The sequence below is a fragment of the Gemmatimonadota bacterium genome (genome assembly GCA_022560615.1).
In the GTDB taxonomy this organism is placed as follows: domain Bacteria; phylum Gemmatimonadota; class Gemmatimonadetes; order Longimicrobiales; family Gaopeijiaceae; genus UBA1138.
The window spans coordinates 321,546-342,691 of record JADFSR010000001.1; the positions used below are offsets into that span (position 1 = coordinate 321,546).

The following is a 21,146-nucleotide window of genomic DNA, read 5'->3' on the forward strand; positions in this document are numbered from 1 at the left end:
GCCCTCAGCGGGCGGCCAGGAACGCCTCCGCGCCGCTGAGTAGGTTGTCTGTGATGCCTGAGTGATCGACGTACTCGAGGAGCTGACGCGCCATCTGCGGCGCGTACACGTCGACGATGTGACGGTAGTGAAGCGCGGCCTCGACGGCCCGTCCCAGCTCGGCGGCGGCCTCCGCTGCAGCGTGGAGACCGAGCAGGTGGTCAGGATCCTGGTCGAGGATCTGCTGCGCGGTCGCGAGCGCTTCCTCGAGCAAGCCGGCGGTGCGCTCAAGCAGGGAGAGGTGGAATAGGCCGTCCAGGTCGAGGGGGCGCGCCCGCTCGTAGGCGCCGACCGCCATCGGCATGAACTGTTGGGCCTCAGCGGAGTCGCCCCGCGTTATGGCTCGCATCACGCGTTCGAACAACCGGTCCGCCGCTTCGATGGGCGTCATCGAAGTGAGGTCGGGCAGCGTACCTACACTCGTCTGCGGAGCGGGCTGCACCGGAGTCGGCGCAGCCGGCCCGCCTGGGCTGACCATCTGCGTGCCGACCACGATGATCAGTCCGAACATCGCGATCCCCGCGATCCACCACCGCAGGTTCTGACCCCCGACGGTCGCGGCCGCGGCGGCACGATGGCCGCCTCCGTCCCCCGCCTTGTCGCCGCATTGGTTACAGAACTTCGCGTTCGGCGCGACCTTGGCGCCGCACTGGTTGCAGAAGCGCCCCCCAAGCTTGGCGCCGCACTGCTGGCAGAAATTGCCTGTCGCGGCTTTTCCGCACTCCGGGCAGAACGGATTCCCGCCGCCGCGCTTGCTCATTTGCGCATCGCGTTGAAGAGAAGCGGCCACGTCGCGACGGTCTGCGCCCGGTAGTTGGGCTGGAACCCGAAGAGCACGAGCGAGCCGTCGCCGATGTCCGCCTCGAGGATCGCCGGCTTGCCCGCGATGTGCTCACCACCAAGCACCCAACCCGAGAGCAGCGGATCGCCCGAGCCGTAGCGGGCCGCGACGCGTACACGGGAATCGTCCACTTCGTATGCCATGCTGCTCCGCCAATACCAAATCGCCGTCTCACTCCTCATGCCCTCAGTGATCTCCGACGACGGGTCGAGCTCCAGACGGAGGATCGAACCGGGAATGTAGAAGTCGGTGTTGGACAAGCCCGCGGTCACGCTCGAAACCTCCAGCTCGAAGAGATCCGCCACGAACTCTGCCGCGGCCTCGATCGCGATGACCCGTCCGCCGTTTTGGACGAAAGCCTTCACGGCAGCCACCCCCTGCCGGCCGAGCCCACCCGTGTACTGCGCGGGGAGCTGACCCTCGTCGTACCCCTCCCGGATCGACTCCGCGCTCTGCGCCTGGAAGATGAGCACGTCGTAGCCGCTGAGCACCCCTCCGCGGATGTCAGCGTCATGCAGCGTGTCGTACGCCATCTCGAATTGATCGAAAACCCAGCGCTGCCACCCCTCAGGCATCGGCTCCTGCCACGACTTGTACATCGCGATGCGTGGTGCGTCGGACCCAGCTAGATGATCCGGCAGCCGGAAGTCGAACTCTGGAGCCTCAATCGCTTCAGAGAGGCCCACGCCTACATGCCCGTCGATCGCGACGGCCTCGAAGTCGAAGAGGTAGCCAAACGTGTGTGCAGTCACGTCGTACGGACGCTGGGGCGGGCCACCCGGATACTCCCGTAGATCAGGGTAGTATTGGATCTCGAGCATCGAGTTGGCGAAACCGGCGTACGGCTGATTCATCGGAATCACGTAGCTACCGGCCGGGAACTGCATTCCTCCGACCGAGAAGCTCGACTCGGCGCGATGTACTTCGACGTCGGCCATAACGAGCGAACGCAACGCGTACTTCACGCCCGTCTGGTTTTCCTGCCCGCCCGGGATGATCCAGGCGTTGGGCCACTCATCCCACTTGTCGACAGCGCGCTTGTTCACGCCGTAGAAGTTCTCGAGCCAATAGCGACGGTTCTTGGCCGCGTTGGTGAGCAGCGCGAGCGCTCCCGAGGTCTGGTAGTCGACGATGTCGGGTAAGCCCCAATCGCCACCCTGCCAAGGGTTCGGGAAGTTCCAGGAGCGCCTGCTGGAATCGAAGTTGCGACCCGGTCCAAAGCGCTCCGGAGACACCGTGGTCGGGGAGGCGAGGCGCGCGGACGCGGTTTCGGAGAGGATGCGGGCACCGCCGTGATAGTGCATATAGGCCCGCGCCGGCGTGAAGGCGTCGTATTGGGCGTTTACCACGACGCCTTTCTTGCCCTGAGAGGTGAGCTCGGCCGCCATGTACGTGCCGAGCTGGTTGACCGCGGTCGTGATCGCAGGATCGATGTTCGGCTCCCACGGCTCGATGTAGGGTGGGAAAAAGATGCGCGCACCGTTGCTACCCATCTGGTGAATATCGTGCACGATTTGCGGGTGCCACTCGTTCTGTGCGGCGACAGTGTGGATCGTCTCGTTCTGTGTGAACGCGTACCAGTCGCGGTTGTTGTCGTGACCCGTGTAGAACTGGTAAAGCCAAGGCAGGGGAGCAGCTTCGAACTCGGTACCCACGTGCTCGTTGTACCAGTTCACGACCCACTGCAAGCCGTCGGGGTTCAGCGAGGGGATCTGGAGGAAGATCACGTTGTCGAGGATCTCGAGGATCTTCTCGTCGTTCGAGGACGCCATGATGTGCGCCAGCCGTGCCGCCCCCTGACTTCCGCCGACCTCGGTCGCGTGGATGCCGTGCGTGATCATCACGACGGTCTTACCCGTGTCGAAGAGGCGCTCGAGCTCGGCGGCTCCGGAGATGGTGCGTGGATCCGAGAGCTTCATCTGGATCTCGTGCAGCTCTTCGAGGCGAGCGTGGTTCTCGGGACTCGTGATCGTGAGCATGACGAATGGCTGGCCGATCGTGGTCGGGCCGAGCGACTCCATCACCACACGCGGGCTCCGCTCTGCCAGAATCTCGTAGTACGCCGTGAGCTGATCCCAGTTCGCCAGCTTCCGGTCCTCACCCATGTCGAACCCGAAGTGGTCCCGTGGAGTAGGAACGCTCTGGGCCGCGAGCGCGGGAGCCAAAATCGAGAGGGCCACGAGGGCCGAAATGAGCCGGCGAATCATCGATACTCCCGTTGTGCGACACGCCGCGGCGGACGCCTCCCGCGGCGCGCTGCGTGAGGTGTCGGAATACGGTACCGCGGCTGTGCAAGGGCGGCAACGGACCCGGCGAGTTGGCTTGACCGGTGTGGTCCTACTCCTTGCTCTCGGCTCTCCGATCGGCCCGCCAGCCGCGACCCTGCGGGCGCAGGAGACCTTCCCGCAAGGATGCGTACCAGGGACCCGCATGTGGAGGCTCTCCTGGCCCGGGCGCGCGCCGCCAAGCTTCGCACCGTCGAAGGCATCGACAGCTATGAAGGCAAGCTCCGAGCTCCGCCGACGCCCTTTTCCTCGGCGGAGGCACGGCTCAGTTCTACCGGGCGACCGGAGCGTCCCTTGGCTACCGGAAGCTCGGGGAGCGCACGCGCTACGAACTGACCGCATTCCGCGAGCGTCAGCGAAGCGTAGCCCTCGAGACAGACCTTCTTCCTCTTCGACTCGTTTACAGACGACACCGTGACGACCGTGCTCGCCGCGGATGACGTGGACGTCACCGGGGTGCGTAGCTCGATCGGCTGGTTCCGGGGGATTAACGCTAGCGTCGGCGTGGGCACCTCGTTGCTCGACGGTCTCTTCCGCTTCGACGTCGCGCGCGTGGTGCGCGGGGCGAAGCGCTGGAAGGTGCACCTGTATTGGACGGGCTGTTCTAATGCTGATCGCTAACACTGTTGTCACGGCTACGCTCGCACGTATACCGTTTGCACGTTCCCGACACATCTCTGGAGGTAGCAATCGTGCGCCGCGCTTTCGTTTTCTCGTCGCTCCTGGTCATCGCCGCCTGCGAGGCGGTTCCCGACGCCGGTCAGGGCTACAACATGGCCGAGCACATCCCGGCGCTGGACGGTACCGCGATCGCTCAGCATATGAGGACACTCTCGTCCGATGATTTCCTGGGCCGCGCGCCCGGCCAGCCAGGCGGGGATATCGCGGCGGACTACGTCGCTGAGCGGTACGAGGAATACGGTCTGGAGGCACCGGGCGGGTCGTACTTCCAGACCGTTCCGATGGTGGGAACGACGACGAACACGGCCACTGTGTCGCTGTCCTTCTCCGGACCGAACGCTTCCGTGACCCCGCGCTACCTCACGGAGTTCGTGCTGAACGCCGGTGATCCGGTTGCCGACGGCGCAGGCGGCGACGCGGAGTTGGTCTTCGTCGGATACGGGATCGACGCGCCCGAGAGCGAGTGGAACGACTTCTCCGGGGTCGACGTTGCGGGCAAGTACATCATGATCCTCGTCAACGATCCACCCGCGCCGGCCGCGGAACCGGATCTGTTCGGTGGCCGGGCGATGACCTACTACGGACGGTGGACCTACAAGTATGAGGAGGCGGCACGCCAGGGGGCTCTGGGGGCCCTCATCGTGCATGAGACAGAGCCTGCGGGATACCCCTGGAGCGTTGTGCGTGGCGGTTGGTCGGGCGAGCAGTTCTCCCTGCCGCCGGACCCGAGCGGCACGACGCCAGCAGGCCTGGTCGGATGGATATCGCTCGACGTCGCGCGTGCTACGCTCGCGTCCGCAGGGCTGGACTTCGACGAGCTCAAGGCTCGCGCCGCCACACGAGCGTTCAACGCCGTGGAGACCGGGATCACCGTGTCGGCAAGCGTAGAGAGCTCGGTGCGCATGGTCGAGACGAAGAACGTCGTGGGTCTCATTCGCGGCACCGAACGTCCGGATGAGTGGATCACGGTGACGTCGCACTACGATCACTTCGGTGTCGGTGAAGCCGTCGAGGGCGACTCGATCTACAACGGTGCATACGACAACGCGTCGGGCACGGCGATGCTGCTCAACCTCGCGAGTACCGTTGCCGCGATGCCTCAGGGCCCTGAGCGTTCGATCCTCTTCATCGCGACAGCGGCAGAGGAGCAGGGCCTCCTTGGCGCACAGTGGTATGCGCAGTCACCGTTGCACCCTTTGAAGCAAACGGTGGCCGAGATCAACATCGACGGTGCCAACCTCTGGGGCGAGACGGACGACATCATCGTGCACGGTGAGGAAAGGAGCACCCTGGGTGTCTATGTGCGTCGGCGCGCGGCGATGCTCGGCCTGACCATCAGCCCGGACGCTGAACCGGAGAAGGGCTTCTTCTTCCGCAGCGATCACTTCCCGTTCGCCAAGGCCGGGGTTCCGTCTCTCTACGTCGAGCACGGGCGGCAGTACCGGGGTCGCCCCGAGGGATGGGGCTCCGAAATCCAGATTGAGTACACGGCGAACCGCTACCACGCGCCGTCCGACGAGTACAGCGAGGACTTCGTATTCGACGGTGCGGTGCAGCAGGGCGCGCTCGTGCTCTCGGTTCTGCTCGATGTCGCAGGCGACGACAGCTGGCCAGAATGGAACGACGGTCAGGAGTTCAAGGCTGCTCGGGACGCGATGATGACGGGGAGGTAGGGCCTACAAGCCCGTCGGCTGATCCACAAATTCCCAAGGTAGACTGAATCGCTCCTCGAGATGGAGCCCGAGCGCCCGCACGCCGAAGGTCTCAGTCGCGTAGTGCCCGCCGAAGAGCAGCGTGATGCCGAGCTCCATGGCGTCGAAGTGGCTGTGGTGACCGCCTTCTCCGGTAACCAACGCGTCCAGGCCCGCGGCGACTGCGTCTTCCACGAAGGACGCGCCGCCCCCCGTTACCACGCCGACCGTTTCCACCCGCTCTGGGCCACCCCTGATGACGTGCACCTGCCTGTCGAGAACGTCCGCGAGTTGCGCCGACAGACCGGAGGGCGTCGTGGCCTCGGCCAGGGCGCCCCACCAACCGATCGGCGTTCCCTGATAGTCTCCGAACTGCCCCTGCAACTCCAGACCGAGAGCACGCGCGAGGAGCGCGCAGTTGCCCACTTCCGCATGGCTGTCGAGCGGTAGGTGGCAGCTGTAGAGGGCGACACCGCCCTGGATCAACATGCGCACCTTCCTGAAGTGCCGCCCGGTCAACGGTTCGAGGCCACCCCAGAAGAGGCCGTGATGCACGATCATCAGGTCCGCGCCCCGCTCCACGGCTTCTGCGATCGACGCTTCGGACGCGTCCACCGCCACCACGACCTGCTCGATCTCTCCCGGCCCAGCGACCTGGAGCCCGTTCAGGGCCGTCGAGTAGTCGGGATGTTCACCAACCGCTAGGTATTCGTCCAGATACTGGAGGATGGATTCTAGTTTCATGCGATCGACCTCCGAGCCTCACGGAGCGCGCGTGGAAAGCGTGTGGAAAAGTGAGGGCCGTGTGGTTGGGCAGTCGACTGCGTTGGCTACGGATCCTGTATAAAGCGTTGTGCAGCAGGCACTTGCGGCACTACGGAGCCTTGCGCCAACTAACTCCGCGTCGAATCAACGGGTGGGGAAAAGTCTGCTTATTACCTGATCGGTCAGCCAGTCCCGCCCCGGCCTCGCTAGAAGCCTCAGTGCCGGGACCACGGATCTCCCCCATTTGCACGGTTCCGTTGAGGATCGCCCCCTCCTCGAGCTGCATGCGGCGTGCCCTGATGTCGCCCTCGATGCGGCACGTGGCCTGGAGCTCGAGCCGTGACTCGGCGATCAGCGTCCCGATCACGGTCCCCGACACTACCGCATCTTGCGTGGTGATATCGCCGGAAACCACGCCATCCTTGCCCACTACCACGGCCTTGCCGGCGCGCACGTTGCCCTCCACAGTACCTTCGATTCGGATCGTACCGTCGGTCTCGCAATCGCCGACGACCTTCATGCCCGGTCCGATGATCGAAATCACCGACTCCGGAGATACACCGCTTCCGCCCCGGTCACGTGCCATACCTACCTCTGGATCAACTGGGAAGGGGGAAACAAATGTAGCGCCATACGCCGGCGACGCTACCAAGAGGCGTGCGCCCCACTCTCACAGAGGCTTCTAGGAAGGCTGCTCCACCATGGTCAGCGGGTCCACAGCCTCCCCGTTGAGGAGGATCTCGAAGTGCAGGTGCGGAGCCGTGGACTGGCCCGTGGACCCGCTCAGGGCGATGACTTCCCGCTCGCGAACGCGCTGCCCCCTTTCCACGAGATGCAGCGAGGCATGGGCATAGATGGTTGAGTACCCCCCGCCGTGGTCGAGCACCACGAAGCGGCCGTACACTCTGTCCTCCCCCAAGTCGACCACGGTGCCACCCCCCGCCGCGCGGATGTAGGAGTCCGTGGCCACGGCGATGTCGAGTCCGGGGTGGTCGTCGTTGCCAGAGGCGCCTTCGATCAACGCCTGCGTGATAAATCCCCTTTCGCTGAGTGGCCAAACCGATGGCCGTGACGCCCCGACCGCCGGCAGTGTCTCGACGCCGCGGCCCCGGCGCGAACCGCTGACCGGCGGAAGCCAAACAGCCGACTCGGCACCCGACCCGGAACTCCCGAACAGGTCACGAATGTTGCCGTATTGCACCTCGATCGAGTCGAGCTGCCGCGCCAGGGCCTGCACGCGGGCACGATCACCGTCCACCGCCTCGAGCCGGAACTCGAGGTCCGCCACACGCGACGCGCGAGCGGCCAGGTACCACCAACTCCCCGCCATGACCGTGAGCGCTAACGCCAAAACGGAAGCTCCGGCCGCAAGGACCCTGAGCCACTTGTACGGGATGTGAATCGTGCGACTCTCAGCTGCCCCATCTGCCATCACAATGATCGTGAGCTTCCGGCCGCCGTCCTTATTCATTCGACGACATCCGAAACCTCGCGGCCGGTGATCAGCGCGAATACCCGCTCGAAGTCCTCGGCGCCGTGGTACTGAATATCGATGCTGCCCCTTCCGCCACGCTTTCGTTTGATCGAGACGCGGGTGACGAGCGCATCGCGCAGCACGACTTCGAGCTCGCGAATCATGGGGTCTGCAGTGGTGGCGTCTTTGCTGCGCCTTTTGGCCCCCGCGCTGCGCGCACGTTCCTCCGCCTCGCGCACGGACCAGCCTTCCTTCACCGCTGCGCGAGCCAGATCCGCCGCCCGAACCGGATCCGCAACTGAGAGCAATGCTCGCGCGTGGCCCATCGAGAGTGATCCGTCCTCGACGAACTTGCGGATCGAGGGCGGTAGCTTGAGCAGACGAAGCAGGTTGGCGACCGTTGAGCGATCCTTCCCCACCGCGTTAGCAATGTCGCCCTGGCTCATCCCGTACTGCTCGCTGAGCGCGGCATAACCCTCCGCCTCTTCGAGGGGATTGAGCGCCTCACGCTGAAGGTTCTCGACCAGAGCCAGCACCAACAGTGTCTCGTCGCTCGCATCCCGAACGAGGACCGCAACGTCGGCCCATCCCAGGCTCGTCACCGCCCGCAGACGACGTTCGCCCACGATGAGCTCGTAGCGGCCGGCGGCTGCGGGAGCAGGCCTCACGACGAGGGGCTGAAGGAGTCCGTTCTCCCGAATGGAATCCGCGAGTTCCTCGAGCTCGCCCTCCTTGAAGACGCGCCGAGGCTGAACTGGGTTCGGGACGATCGCGCTCACAGGGAGCTCGTGGATTTCTCCACTTTGTGCTTCCGGCTCCAGGTACTCCCCGAGCAGCGCCCCCAGGCCCTTGCCGAGTCGATCCCGCCCGCTCATCCGACCACCTGTGCGCGGTCAGTCTCAGCGCCGCGTGCCGTTCGAGCGACCAGTTCCTGTGCGAGCGCGAGGTAACACTGGGAGCCTGTCGACAGAACGTCGTAGAGCACGATCGGCCGCCCGAAGCTCGGTGCTTCCGCAAGACTCACGTTTCTCGGGATCGAGGTTTGGTAGACCTTCGCACCAAAGTATTCACGTGCCTCGGCCGCAACCTGTCGGGAGAGTTTGAGCCGCCCATCGTACATCGTGAGCAGGACACCTTCGATGTCGAGCCCAGGGTTCAGGCCTTTCTGGACCAACCGTACGGTGTTGAGCAATTGGCTCAAACCCTCCAGCGCGAAAAACTCGCACTGGATAGGGATGAGTACCGAATCGGCCGCCGTGAGCGTGTTTAGGGTGAGGAGCCCAAGAGACGGTGGACAATCGACCAGGACGAAGTCGTACTGCTCGCGAATGGGTTGGAGCGCACGGCGCAGGATCGTCTCCCGTTGCCGTGCCTGCACGAGCTCGATCTCGGCCCCTACCAGGTCCCGAGTAGAAGGAATGAGGTCGAGACAAGGGAAATGCAACCCATGCAAGATGCTCTCGTCCACAGAGCGGTCGCCGATCAGCACGTCATAAATCGTGGACAGCGACTCTCTCCTCTCCACGCCGAGGCCGCTCGTCGCATTGCTTTGCGGGTCGATGTCGATGATGAGCGTTCGTTTCTCAGCGATCGCCAGGGAGGCCCCGAGGTTTATGGCGGTGGTGGTTTTCCCAACCCCACCTTTCTGATTCGCTATTGCGATGACGTGCGACATGACCACTCGGAAGGCGTGAACGCGCCTTCGAACAAGCGCGGACGAAGAATATATCCACTGCGGCCGTACCCCGGAAAGCCAGGGCGTCTTGACCACGGGCATGAGGGCGTTGAACTTGAGCTGCAGGACTCCGAAACAATTCCATGGATGATCGGGACGGCTCGAACGCGTCTACAGGCGTCCCTAACTCCGTGCAGGAGCTGGACATGAGGCGTCGTTGGGTGGGCGTGATCGTACTCGCGGTACTACTCCCCTCCTGCGGAGGCGACGAACCGCTCGGGCCAGACTCATCACTCGCCGCGTTCGTTGGCGACTGGCACGCCACCTCTTTGGTGATCTCCAGCCCTGTGGCCCCCGATGTCTCGGTAGATTTGATTGAGCTCGGCTCGTCGTTCGACCTGAATATCCAACCGAGCGGTCACTACACGGCGATCCTGGTCTTCGCTGGTCAGGGGCAAACGGAAATCGGCCGGATCTCGGTGTCGGGCCCCTCCACGGTGATCCTCAACCGCGAGTTCCCGACTCCCTCGCGGAGTATCTCGACCTACATCTTTGAAGGTCCCGATCGCCTCATTCTGGATGGTGACACCGAGTTCGACTTCAATCTAGACGGCACGTCGGAACCGGCGCTCGCGCACTTCGATCTGCAGCGGCGGTAGGTCACCTTCCGGCTGTTCCACGTGGAACAACCCGTGCTTGGCATTCATCCGGCGGCCTCTGTTCCACGTGGAACAGGCACCGCCAGAGATAAGGAAACGCGCTCTGCACCCCCCATATACTGAGTTAGCGTCAGCGCGTGGTACGATCCATTGTACTAGCGCCCTTACTCGAGTCACGACGGCCGTCTGTCAGCCCGGCACCAACCCTTCGCACTTCGAGCAGCAGGTTTTGCAGATCCGCCGGTGATACGCCCGGAATCCTACCCGCCTGTGCGAGCGTTTCCGGCCGAATCTTTGCGAGCTTCTCCCTGGACTCATAGGAAAGCGTCCCGAAGTCCATGTACGGGAGGTCGTCACCCAACCGGAAATCCGCCTGTTCACGCAGTTTGTTCGCCCGTTCCCGCTCTCTCGCGACATATCCCTCATATTTGAGCTCCACTTCAACCGCACTGAGCACCGAGTCAGACAGCTGCTCGAGAGACTCCCCCGCACCCTCGAGTAGACAGGCGGCCGATACGCGTGGTCGCTTCACCAGCTCGACCGCACGGGTCGGTTCCGAGATCGGCATAGAGTCGGCCGACTCCAGAATCGGGCCCGCGACCTCAGGCGGGATCATCGTTCTTCTGAACCAGGTCAGCACCCGATCCTCCTCCCGTAAGCGGCTCTCGAGCGACGCCACCTGGGCTGCGCTCAAGAGCCCGCGCTCACGCGCAATGGGGCCGAGTCGGCGCGGTGCGTTATCCTGCCGAAGCAGGAGTCGAAACTCGGCTCGCGAGGTGAAGAGCCGATACGGTTCGTCCACACCCCGCGTCACCAGGTCATCGATCAACACTCCGATGTACGCCTGATCTCGCTCCAAGACGAAGGGCTCTTCCCCCTTCACTCGGAGCGCAGCGTTGATGCCGGCGACGATTCCCTGCCCCGCGGCCTCCTCGTACCCGGTCGTACCATTGATCTGGCCGGCGAAGTACAGACCTGGAATCGCCTTTAGCGCGAGCGTGTGCCGAAGTTGGTGCGGGGGGAAGTAGTCGTATTCGATCGCGTAGCCCGCCTTTGTCATGACCACCTCTTCGAGCCCCGGAATCGTGCGCATGAACTCGAGCTGCACCTCCGCCGGCAACGAGGTCGACAAGCCGTTCACGTAGAACTCGGTCGTATGCAGCCCCTCAGGCTCCAGGAAAATCCGGTGCCGCGGGGCGTTGGGAAAACGGACGATCTTGTCTTCGATCGAAGGACAGTAACGCGGCCCACGCCCGGCAATCTCTCCCCCGTAGAGCGCGCTCTTGTGCAGATTATCCGCCACGATCTTCTTGAGGTCCTCCGACGCCCATGTGATCCAACACGGGCGTTGCTCAGGGATTTCCTCCCGAGTGTACGCTGAGAACCGATACGGCTCGGGATCCCCGTCTTGCCTCTCCGTGCGCTCGAAGTCGATCGTGCGTCCATCGATTCGCGGCGGGGTCCCCGTCTTGAAGCGCGCGACCTCCAGCCCCAAGGCTTCGAGCGCCTCGGCCAACGCGATCGACGGCGCCTCACCCGCACGCCCCGCACCCACACCGGCCTCACCGCCCACGTGGATCTTCCCGCGCAGGAATGTGCCGGCCGTCACGACCACGCACGGCGCCTCGAAGGTGAGGCCTCCTCGCGTGCGCAATCCACGGACCTGGCGACCCTCCATCAGGAGACCGCTCACCAGATCCTGGTAAAGGTCCAACTTCTCCAACCCGTCGAGCACTCGACGTACGCCGAGCGGATACATCGCTCGGTCGCACTGCGCCCTCGGACCCCACACCGCTCTCCCCTTCGAACGGTTCAGCATGCGAAACTGGATCCGAGACGCGTCGGTCGCTCGACCCATCACGCCCCCGAGCGCGTCGACCTCAGTCGCCACGACCCCCTTGGCCACACCACCGATGGCAGGATTGCAGCTCATTTGCCCGATGCGCGTCAGATCCGGAGTGACCAGCAGCGTGTGCACGCCGGCTCGCGCGGCGGCCGCCGCCGCCTCGGCGCCGGCGTGTCCTCCACCCACGACGATTACATCGTACGACGTATGCATTCTCGCTCCCGTATGTTATCCGCCGGCATCAGTCACGGTAGTACGATATCGAAACTCACCCGTGACATCTCCCCGTCTGGTTCGATGTGCTCGACTGAAGTCACCTGTGCCGACAGGGGGCCCTCGGCGATCAGTCGCTCGAACTCCACGAGGACGTCGGGACGACCCGCGGCCTGAACCTCGACGGAGCCGCTCGATAGATTCCGGACGTGACCGCTGAGGCCGAGCCGAGCCGCTAATGACCGCGTCCACCACCGGAAACCCACGCCCTGCACGCACCCGTGGACCCGGTATCCGCGCAGCCGCAGCTTGCCATCAGGTGATTCGCTCATTTCCCTACGCAGAAGTCGCGGAAGACAACGTCGAGCACGTCCTCCACGGAGATCACTCCAAGCACTTCTTCGAGCGCGGTCTCCGCAGGACGAAGATGGGTCGACGCAACCTCCGGGGGGAGTCCCTCCTCGAGCGCTTCCCGGAAGAGGTCGACCTCGGCGCGCGCGGTCTCGAGCGCGAGCGCGTGTCTCCGCCTCGTGATGACGGGAACCTCAGCGCCCACGCCGAGCAACGCCGAGTACGCGAGCTCGGGAAGAGCACTCCGCAGTTTGTCGAGCCCGTCCCCCGACCGCACCGAGACTTCGATCACTCCGACCCCGGGTGCGCGCGATTTTTCTTCACGGGAGCCCTCCCGGAGGTCTGATTTCGTCCGCAGCACCAGGACCGGCGCCTCGAGCTCCTCGAGGAAGGCGCGGTCCCATTCAGAAATCTCTTCGTGGGCGGGCACGCACAGAAGCACGACATCGGCGTCCTTCAGGTACCGCTTGGCTACATCGATCCCGAGTTGCTCGACGCGACGGTTGGTCTCTCGCAAGCCGGCGGTGTCTACCAAACGGAACGGAAACCCTCCGACTTGCACCATCGCTTCCAACGCATCCCGGGTCGTGCCAGGCTCCTCGGTCACGATCGCCCGCTCCTCTCCGAGCAGCGCATTGTAGAGGGACGACTTGCCCGCATTCGGCCGGCCGGCGAGCACGGCCAACGCGCCTTCGCGGAGCAGTTCCCCTTCTGGCGCCGTCGCGAGTAGCCGGCCGATCCGTTCAACGACGTCTGCGGCTTCCGCGATGATCTCGTCCACCGGTACCGGCGCGTCGTCCTCCTCCGGAAAGTCGATGTGGTGGACTAGGAGCGCTTCGAGGCGGACAATCCGCTCCCGGAGGTCCGAGATGCGGCCCGACAGTCCCCGCTCCAACTGCCCGAGCGCAGCGAGGTGGAGCGCGCGACTGCGCGCCTCGATCAGATCCGAGACCGCCTCGGCCTGCACGAGGTCCAGCTTCCCTCTGAGATACGCACGTCTCGTGAACTCACCGCGCTCAGCCGCGCGTGCGCCCACGCGCAGACATGCATCCAACACCAATCGCGGAATCAGCCACCCGCCGTGGCACGAGAACTCCACAACGTCCTCGCCGGTATAGCTCGCAGGAGCGGCGAAGTAGGTGACAACCGCCCGGTCGATCACCGAATGATCGTCCGGGTCCCGGATCTCCGCGAGCGTCGCGTACCGTGGATCCGGCATCACCTCGAGTCCAGGGAGGAGTCGCAAAGCGACTGAGGAAGCTTCCGGTCCCGACACTCGAACCACGGCGATCGCACCGAGGCCAGGCGCGGTCGACACGGCAGCGATTGTGTCGACGTCCAAGGTCATTCAATTCAAGCCGCAAGAGAGTGCCGCGAGCGTTACTCAGCCTAGTCGCTCTTCATCTTCGGAGGGGGTTTCCCCTTCATTTTCAACCGCTCGCGCGAGATCCAAATCTGCTGGGGGATCGTCGCGATGTTCGCGACCGAGTAGTAGAGGTTCAAGCCGCTGGCGAGCCTGAAGAAGATGAACACCATCATGATCGGCATGAGGTACATCATCATCTTCATCTGTGGGTTCGGCGTGTCGAGCGACTTGTAGCTCACATACTGCATGAGGAACATAGACAGCCCCAGGAACACCGGCAGCAGGTAGAGCGGATCCGGCGCAGACAGGTCGGGCAACCAGAGGAACGCCTCCCCCCGAAGTTCGATCGTGTTCTGGAAGACGAAGAAGAGCGCGATGAGCACGGGCCACGGAATCAGCATCGGCAAGCACCCCGCCAACGGGTTGAAGCCGTGCTCCTTGTAGAGCCGCATCATCTCCTTCTGCAGCTTCTCCGGTTGGTCCTTGTACTTCTCCTGGATCTCCTTGAGCAACGGCTGCACGGCCATGTTGCGGAGCTGCGCCTTCATCGCCTTCTGGTTCAGCGGAAAGAGCACGACGCGCATCATGACACCGAAGATGATCAGCACCCAGCCGTAACCGACAGATAGCTTCGTGTGCAGGTATACGAAAATGGTCATGATCACGGACACGATCGGTCGCACGATCGGCTGGAAGAACTTCCAACCGTACGGGTTCACCTCCTCCATGCCCTGCCCAAGAGAGCTGAGCAGTGCGTGCTCCTGCGGACCCAAAAAGAGCCGATAGGCGAAGCTGCCGTCGTTCATCAGCGGTTGGGCAGCGGCGACACGGACGACTTCCGCAGCCTCGGTCGGCTGCACGATCAATCCGCCGAGGTACCGCGACTCGGTCGCGGCCTCGTCGCTCTCACCCGCAAGCAACGCCAAGACGAAGAACTTGCTTCGGAATGCTGCCCACAGCAGCGGACCCTCCACGATGGTCGGCTCGGCTTTGTTCAGGAGTGTCGATTCGATGCCCTCCTCCACGTGGTTGGTCACGTACGCCATCGCGCGCGACTCGCCCACGGAGTCGGCCTCGGAGTATGCGAGCCCCTCACCCAGGTCGGTCAGTAACAGCGGGCGCTCGAGATCCCCCTCCACGCTCCCTCTCACTCCAACCGTGTATTCGTCCGGGTTGAATTCGTACTCGAGGACGAAAGTGAACGGATCGGTCGGATGTTCGTAGACAAAACGTAGCGTACGCGCTCCCGCACCGGCATCCATCGTCAGACCGTCCGCTGGCTCCACCGTGAACGGCACACGACTCAGGTCCACGGTGTCCGAGCCCACGAGGAGTTTCTGGCCCATATACCCGCCCGACCCATCCTTCACGAGGTCGACGACCCCCCCTCTGTTGAGCGCTTCGAACTCTGACATCTGAGCAGACATCATCCGTGCGCCGTAGTTCGAGAACTCGTAGCGATAGAGCGGCCCCTCGACCGCGATCCTGCGCTCCGACACCGCGGTCGGATCGGCCGTGGGCTCCACAGTCACTGCGTCGCGCGCTCTGGGAATCGCCGGGGCGCCAGAAATCGGGATCTCGGGCACTCCGGCAGCCGCCGTGCCATCCATATTGGCTGCGGGATCGGCGGCCGATGCCCCTCCGCCCACTGCACCGGCCGCAGGCAACAGCGCTTCTTCCGGCACCACCGGCGGGAACAGAAGGTTGGTGCCGACGAGCACACCCAGCATCAACAATATAGCCAGCAAAAAGCGGACTTCGGTCTTCATCTAGCTTGTCTATTTATGCGAGGCGGTACCGGATCCAATCCGAAGCCACCCCACGGATGACAGCGGCCCACACGCTTCATGGTCAGCCAGCTTCCGCGGGCCACACCGTGCGTGCCGATCGCGTCGATCGCGTACTCGGAGCACGTCGGCGTGAAGCGGCACGTAGCCGGCGTCCACGGTGAGATCCCTATTTGATAGACGCGGATCACACTGATTACGATTCGTCTGAGCACAGCGCCTCCACCGCCTCATGGACGTCGAACCGCAGTTGACCGAACTCCGCGTCGTACGCTGCGCGGCGTGCTCGGATCAACAGGTCCCCACCATTTCCGCTCGCGTCCAGTTCGGGGAGGACTTCCCTTCTACCGATTTCACGCAGCCTTCTCTTCAATTTGTTTCGCTCCACGATCCCTCGCCCGTGCTTCGGCACAATGAGGCCGAGGCGCGAACGCGAAGCGGGGGAAGGCATGAGGAAGACATCCAGGTTTGTCGTCCTCTTCCGCTTCCCCCGCTCCAATAGCGCGCGGATTTCTGTGCTGTGCCGGATACGCGCGCTCCGCGGCAGGCGCTCTCCCCGCTCCGTCGAAACCGCGACTACTTCCGACCGATCGTGACCACCAGACGGGTCCGACCTCGCCTCCGACGACGGTTCAGTATCTTGCGACCACCCTTCGTCTTCATGCGCTCCCGGAACCCGTGCTTGTTCACCCGCTTGCGGTTCCGAGGTCGGTAAGTCGGCATCATGGTGATTAGTCCAGCCCATCGTTTTCGTGCGTTCAGAAAGAAGCCCGGAAAGATAGCCGAGGGTGTCAGAACGCGTCAACGGCCTCCCCACGGTAGGGAGCGAACCCGTCCAAAACGCCCCTCCTGACTGCCGGTTTGACTTCCCGACACACGCTTGGTAGCTTCGGCGCTCCTGCCGGAGGGGAACCACTCAACAGCACTACATTTTCAGCGCCTGCACGCTCCACACATGTCCGTAGCTGCCACCTGCCTCTCAGCACATTCGGCCGCCCTGACCGAAGAGAGACACAGCACACAAGAGGTGGAATGGAGCTGACCGCGGTCGAGCTTTGGGCCCGAATCCAAAAGAGTGCCCGCGGGTCCATTCCGGAGCACGCCTATCTCACCTGGGTCGCAGCCGCCAAGGCCGTCGCACTGACGTCCGACGAACTCCAGGTCGAGGTACCCTCCCGCTTTCACGTCGAATGGCTCGAGGACAAGTTCGGCCAAGTGCTCACCGGGGCCGCAGAGCGCATCCTTGGACATCCGGTGAAGATCACGGCCTCGTGTAGCGCCGATCCGTCCCCCATTCCGCTGCCCTCCATCGAGCTGACCACACCTTCGCCCACCGCTGTGGGGAACACTCCCGTTGCTTCCGGTGCCCTCCGCGCGCGCCGCCCGGTACTGAACGAGCGCTACACCTTCGAGCGCTTCGTCGTCGGTGTGGACAACCAACTGGCTGCCGCAGCCGCACAGGCGGTCGCCAACAAACCCGCCAAGATGTATAACCCGCTCTTTCTCTACGGCGGGGTTGGCCTCGGCAAGACACACCTGATGCACGCGATCGGGCACCAGGTCTTGATGAACGATCCCACGCGCAAGATCTGCTACCTCTCCTCCGAGCAGTTCACTAACGAGCTGGTCACGTCGATCCAGCAAGGGGCGATGGCCGACTTCCGGAGACGGTACCGGGAGATGGATCTGCTCCTGGTAGACGATGTGCACTTCCTGGCGGGGAAAGAGCGGACCCAGGAGGAGTTCTTCCACACGTTCAACGCGCTCTACGACGCTCAGCGACAGATCGTTGTCACGAGTGACCGACCCCCGAAGGACCTTCCGGGTCTCGAGAATCGTCTGGTTTCCCGCTTCGAGTGGGGTCTCGTGGTCGATGTGAGGCCTCCCGACTACGAGACACGGATAGCCATCCTCCGAAAGAAAGCAGCCGACGACAACCTGTCGATCGACGACGAAGTGCTCGACATGATCGCGCGTTCCTGCACCTCCTCGGTCCGTGAGCTCGAAGGCGCTGTAATTAAGCTGCTTGCGTTCTCCTCGCTTACTCATCGAGAGATCACGCCCCAGTTGGCACGCACAGCGCTTCACGGCGTGCTAGGTCGCCACCGCGACGAGGGACCCTTTCTGTCTCCGGAGCGCATTCGCGAGACTGTAGCGCGACGCTGGCGGGTCCGCCCAGAGGCACTCGCCTCGAAACGCCGTACCAAAGACCTGACGGTACCGCGGCAGGTCGCCATGTATCTTATCAAGCAGACTCTCGACACGTCGCTCGTGCGGATCGGGGAGCTCTTCGGAGGCCGAGATCATTCCACCGTAATTCACTCGATCCGGAAGGTTGAAGCCCAGATGGAGCGTGACCCTATCTTTCGCGAGCAAGTCGATGCTGCACGGGCGGAGTGCAAAAACACGGATTAGCAGCTCCTGTTAACGCTCCAATCCGCCACGCACAGCTTCCGTGGATACACCGTGGGAAAGTCCACTCCTTTTCCACATCGCTCTCTGAGACATGTGCAGCACACAGCACGAGACCAAAAAACCCACAGAAATTCTACACTGCCTCAGTAGCCTCGAAATCGTTACAGATAAACGATAAAACACACCTACATACAGTTGCGATCCACACATCCACAGCTACTACTACTACTATGTTTTTCTAATGAGAAGAGAGATAGTATTTAGCTGCGTTGAAAAAAGCATGATCCTGGGCATACGAGGAGCTACGGCTCGATGAACTTCACGATCACCCGGCAAAACCTTCACAACGGTCTTGCAGCCGTCTCGGCAAGCATCCCGTCCAAGACGACACTTCCGGTTCTCTCCAACATTCTCTTCGAAGCAAAAGAAGATGGCGTGTGGATGAGCGGGACCGACTTGGACGTTGCCGTGCGCGTGAAGGCACCAGCCGACGTCAAAGAACCGGGTCGCCTGACGGCACCGGGGAAGAAACTGCAGGAGATCACGCGTGAGCTTCCCGAACAGCCGGTTGAGGTCGCGACCCGCGGTGAGCAGATCGAACTGAAATGCGGAAGGAGCCACTTCAAGTTGAACGGCTTACCCGCTGACGAGTTTCCAAGCCTTCCGGAGGTCGACTTCAGCGAAGCGTGGACCGTCAAGGGTAAGGACGTGAAAGGACTCATCCACCACACTGTCTTTGCAGTGTCCACGGAAGAGAGCCGTCCGATCTTGAATGGTGTGCTGTGGGAGTTACGTGACGGATCGATGCGTATGGTGGCAACCAATGGACATCGCCTGGCTCGAATGGGTGTGCCGGCGGAATCGAGTGGTGCCCCCTCGGCAGACTTCATCGTACCACCGAGTGCACTTCAACATGTGCAACGCCTCTTTGAGGACAACGATACCCTCGAGGTTGCACGTAGCGGGAATCATCTCGGATTTCGGGCTGACTTCACCGAAGTATATACGCGCCTTATTGAAGGAACGTATCCAAACTACGATCAAGTGATTCCGCGCGATAACGACAAAGTAGCCAGAATCGATAAAAAGGCGTTGGAGTCCGCGGTCCGTCGGATGGCGGTCGTAGCCTCCGACCAGACGCACCGGATCCGTCTGAAGTTCGAGCCTGGTCGTGTGCACCTGAATGTGCTTACCCCCGATCTCGGTGAGGGGCACGATGAATTGGAGATCGGCTATGACGGTGAGGAATTGGAAATAGGCTTCAATGCAAATTACCTCCTAGAAGTTCTCCGTTACATGCCGACAGATGAGGTCGATCTCGCGTTCAAAGCGCCTGAACGCGCAGCGACAATCGAGCCGGCAGGCGACGACGACATCGATTATCTCTGCTTGGTGATGCCTCTGCGTCTGCTGGACTGAGCAGAGCGTGTCGGATACGGACGAGTCAGCGAAGCGCTCGCGCTGCCTCCAAAATTTCTTCGCCCGTGAAGACGGATAAGAGCGGAAGTCCTTCTGCGGCGAACAGGCCAGTGGCGTCTTCAGAGCGATCTACCAGTGTCATGACGCCGACTACGAGGGCGCCGAACTCCTGGACCGCTCGTACCGCCTCAAGGGTGCTTCTTCCCGTCGTCATTGAGTCTTCGACCATCAGGCAGCGTGAAGTGGCCTGTAATCCGCCTTCGACGCGCTGCCCCGTGCCGTGCTCCTTAGCTTTCTTTCGGACGGAGAAGCCATCGATCGGACGACCGTCGAGGGCGCTTCTGTGGGCGATCGCATAAGCGATGGGATCGGCGCCCATGGTGAGTCCCCCGACGTGCGTCGGCTGCAGGCCGCTGTCCAAAACCAACTCGAGAGCCACGTGACCGACGAGAAGCTGGCCTTCGGCACTCATCGTCGTGGGGCGTGCATCGATGTAGTAGTTCGAACGTGCCCCGCTTGCGAGGGTAAAATCCCCCAGTCTCACAGACCGTTCTACGAGAAGCTGCTTCAAGCGATCACGATGATTCATCGGCGCCACTCTGCTCCAACGCTGTTGGGGGTCCGAACCGAAGCCAATCGCGTACTGCGATTCGGCCTCGGTAGCGCCTGCGCACTCATGATAGCAGTGTTCGGAGTCGCGTGTGGAGACGACAACGGGATTGGACCCGAGTCGCTGAGGTTCGGCCTCTCGGGTAGCATTACGATCGAGCTTGAAACGCCAAGGGGCTTCGAAGCCGGGACGTTTATCCCGGTCGGTATGCTCCTCCAACGGATCGAGTGGCAGTCCTCCGGTGCCTGGAGCGTCTACGAGCGCATCTCCTACCGAGGGCTCGTCGGCGACGAATCGCTGGTTGAGAGCTCGGGCGAGCCCTTCGCCTTCGTCTCGGCGTACGTGCAACTCATCACCACCATAAGTAGCGTCGACGGTCTTCGGCTCGACATCGCCGCCGCCGACTTCTACATCGGGGTCACTGCGGACTGCCCGCCGGGCCATACTCGCATCACCTTCTCGGTCATGGACCTGCCCAGGGACTCGACGTCGACGTGGCAGCAATGTGCGGATCGCTCTCTGTCCGAATTGCGGCAGCTGAACGCTGGCCCTGCGCCGGCTGCAGCGCGATTGGTGCAGGCGGCGCTGGCGGCGCGCGACGCGACATGGGGACGGGCGCGCCTGTCGGCGTACGAGGGCAGCGTGCCGTTCGGGACGCTCGCCCGAGGCGAGGAAACGATGGCCACGCTTGCCGCCCCCTTCCCCGTCCTGGACGACGCGGCGTGGAGCGCCTTCTGGCTCGAACATTCCGGCGGTACGGAGCCGCCCGAAGTGGACTTCGAAAGCGAGATGGTCATCGTTGCTGCCGTGGGTCAACGTCACGAAGCGGGCGACAGCGTCGAAGTCCGTCGAATCCTCCCGGTCCTCAACGGCACGTTGACGCACCTGTTCGAGCGGGTGCCCGGTGATTTCTGCTCGCCGGTGGCGCGCACGCACTACCCGTTCCACATCGTGGTATCGCCGCGTACTCCGTCTCCGATCCGATTCGCCGACGTCGGCGTCGAGTTCGTTCCTTGCGGCGGATGATTC

The 21,146-nt window shown here is 63.1% G+C and carries 21 protein-coding genes; 6 read left to right on the top strand and 15 right to left on the bottom strand.

The features are described from left to right. Nucleotides 1–4 precede the first annotated feature (4 nt). Both IIB36_01470 and IIB36_01475 read right to left on the bottom strand, forming a co-directional pair. Entirely contained in the window at nt 5–799 is a 795-nt protein-coding gene (locus tag IIB36_01470; protein MCH7530416.1) for a zinc ribbon domain-containing protein, read from the bottom strand. Then, complete coding sequence (locus tag IIB36_01475) at nt 796–3,087, bottom strand: hypothetical protein (protein ID MCH7530417.1); 2,292 nt, start codon at nt 3,085–3,087, stop codon at nt 796–798. Before IIB36_01475 ends, IIB36_01470 begins: the two co-directional genes overlap by 4 nt. A 492-nt stretch (nt 3,088–3,579) precedes the next feature. On the opposite strand from IIB36_01475, the gene IIB36_01480 reads away from it, so the two are divergent. Both IIB36_01480 and IIB36_01485 read left to right on the top strand, forming a co-directional pair. After that, nucleotides 3,580–3,786 (top strand): hypothetical protein, encoded by a 207-nt coding sequence (locus IIB36_01480; protein MCH7530418.1) that lies wholly within the window; start codon nt 3,580–3,582, stop codon nt 3,784–3,786. A 71-nt stretch (nt 3,787–3,857) separates the two neighbouring features. Beyond that, nucleotides 3,858–5,519 (top strand): M28 family peptidase, encoded by a 1,662-nt coding sequence (locus IIB36_01485; protein MCH7530419.1) that lies wholly within the window; start codon nt 3,858–3,860, stop codon nt 5,517–5,519. A 3-nt stretch (nt 5,520–5,522) separates the two neighbouring features. Here the strand turns inward: IIB36_01485 and IIB36_01490 are convergent, their stop codons facing one another. From IIB36_01490 to IIB36_01510, 5 genes are all read right to left on the bottom strand, one after another. Next, nucleotides 5,523–6,281: a Nif3-like dinuclear metal center hexameric protein gene (locus tag IIB36_01490; GenBank protein MCH7530420.1), complete on the bottom strand. Its 759-nt coding sequence runs from the start codon at nt 6,279–6,281 to the stop codon at nt 5,523–5,525. A 130-nt stretch (nt 6,282–6,411) separates the two neighbouring features. After that, nucleotides 6,412–6,888: a polymer-forming cytoskeletal protein gene (locus IIB36_01495; protein MCH7530421.1), complete on the bottom strand. Its 477-nt coding sequence runs from the start codon at nt 6,886–6,888 to the stop codon at nt 6,412–6,414. A 96-nt stretch (nt 6,889–6,984) separates the two neighbouring features. Then, nucleotides 6,985–7,773 (bottom strand): M23 family metallopeptidase, encoded by a 789-nt coding sequence (locus tag IIB36_01500; GenBank protein ID MCH7530422.1) that lies wholly within the window; start codon nt 7,771–7,773, stop codon nt 6,985–6,987. Continuing rightward, entirely contained in the window at nt 7,770–8,651 is an 882-nt protein-coding gene (locus IIB36_01505) for a ParB/RepB/Spo0J family partition protein (GenBank protein MCH7530423.1), read from the bottom strand. Before IIB36_01505 ends, IIB36_01500 begins: the two co-directional genes overlap by 4 nt. Further along, nucleotides 8,648–9,451: a ParA family protein gene (locus IIB36_01510; protein MCH7530424.1), complete on the bottom strand. Its 804-nt coding sequence runs from the start codon at nt 9,449–9,451 to the stop codon at nt 8,648–8,650. Before IIB36_01510 ends, IIB36_01505 begins: the two co-directional genes overlap by 4 nt. Before the next feature lie 206 nt (nt 9,452–9,657). Between IIB36_01510 and IIB36_01515 the strand changes: the two genes are divergently transcribed. Continuing rightward, complete coding sequence (locus tag IIB36_01515) at nt 9,658–10,110, top strand: hypothetical protein (protein ID MCH7530425.1); 453 nt, start codon at nt 9,658–9,660, stop codon at nt 10,108–10,110. 130 nt (nt 10,111–10,240) lie between these two features. Here the strand turns inward: IIB36_01515 and mnmG are convergent, their stop codons facing one another. The 7 genes from mnmG to rpmH are packed head-to-tail and all read right to left on the bottom strand — an operon-like array spanning nt 10,241 to nt 16,399. Further along, complete coding sequence (gene mnmG, locus IIB36_01520; protein ID MCH7530426.1) at nt 10,241–12,169, bottom strand: tRNA uridine-5-carboxymethylaminomethyl(34) synthesis enzyme MnmG; 1,929 nt, start codon at nt 12,167–12,169, stop codon at nt 10,241–10,243. A 32-nt stretch (nt 12,170–12,201) separates the two neighbouring features. After that, nucleotides 12,202–12,501: an acylphosphatase gene (locus tag IIB36_01525; protein ID MCH7530427.1), complete on the bottom strand. Its 300-nt coding sequence runs from the start codon at nt 12,499–12,501 to the stop codon at nt 12,202–12,204. Further along, the gene (gene mnmE / locus IIB36_01530) at nt 12,498–13,868 is read right to left on the bottom strand and encodes a tRNA uridine-5-carboxymethylaminomethyl(34) synthesis GTPase MnmE (GenBank protein ID MCH7530428.1); all 1,371 of its coding nucleotides are present in this window, start codon (nt 13,866–13,868) and stop codon (nt 12,498–12,500) included. The genes IIB36_01525 and mnmE overlap by 4 nt, the downstream gene beginning before the upstream one ends. 41 nt (nt 13,869–13,909) lie before the next feature. Continuing rightward, nucleotides 13,910–15,655, bottom strand: a complete 1,746-nt coding sequence (gene yidC, locus IIB36_01535; GenBank protein ID MCH7530429.1) for a membrane protein insertase YidC — start codon at nt 15,653–15,655, stop codon at nt 13,910–13,912. Beyond that, nucleotides 15,652–15,888, bottom strand: a complete 237-nt coding sequence (gene yidD / locus IIB36_01540; protein ID MCH7530430.1) for a membrane protein insertion efficiency factor YidD — start codon at nt 15,886–15,888, stop codon at nt 15,652–15,654. Before yidD ends, yidC begins: the two co-directional genes overlap by 4 nt. After that, nucleotides 15,870–16,220, bottom strand: a complete 351-nt coding sequence (gene rnpA / locus IIB36_01545) for a ribonuclease P protein component (protein MCH7530431.1) — start codon at nt 16,218–16,220, stop codon at nt 15,870–15,872. The genes yidD and rnpA overlap by 19 nt, the downstream gene beginning before the upstream one ends. A gap of 29 nt (nt 16,221–16,249) precedes the next feature. Next, on the bottom strand, nt 16,250–16,399 hold the full coding sequence (gene rpmH / locus IIB36_01550) for a 50S ribosomal protein L34 (protein MCH7530432.1): 150 nt from the start codon (nt 16,397–16,399) through the stop codon (nt 16,250–16,252). A gap of 306 nt (nt 16,400–16,705) precedes the next feature. On the opposite strand from rpmH, the gene dnaA reads away from it, so the two are divergent. Continuing rightward, nucleotides 16,706–18,088 (top strand): chromosomal replication initiator protein DnaA, encoded by a 1,383-nt coding sequence (gene dnaA / locus IIB36_01555; protein ID MCH7530433.1) that lies wholly within the window; start codon nt 16,706–16,708, stop codon nt 18,086–18,088. A gap of 312 nt (nt 18,089–18,400) precedes the next feature. Continuing rightward, the gene (gene dnaN, locus IIB36_01560; protein MCH7530434.1) at nt 18,401–19,507 is read left to right on the top strand and encodes a DNA polymerase III subunit beta; all 1,107 of its coding nucleotides are present in this window, start codon (nt 18,401–18,403) and stop codon (nt 19,505–19,507) included. 25 nt (nt 19,508–19,532) lie between these two features. On the opposite strand, the gene pyrE is transcribed toward dnaN, so the two are convergent. Then, complete coding sequence (gene pyrE / locus IIB36_01565; protein MCH7530435.1) at nt 19,533–20,096, bottom strand: orotate phosphoribosyltransferase; 564 nt, start codon at nt 20,094–20,096, stop codon at nt 19,533–19,535. Nucleotides 20,097–20,183: 87 nt separating this feature from the next. Here pyrE and IIB36_01570 point away from each other — a divergent pair, with 87 nt between their 5' ends. Further along, the gene (locus IIB36_01570; protein MCH7530436.1) at nt 20,184–21,143 is read left to right on the top strand and encodes a hypothetical protein; all 960 of its coding nucleotides are present in this window, start codon (nt 20,184–20,186) and stop codon (nt 21,141–21,143) included. Nucleotides 21,144–21,146 lie beyond the last annotated feature (3 nt).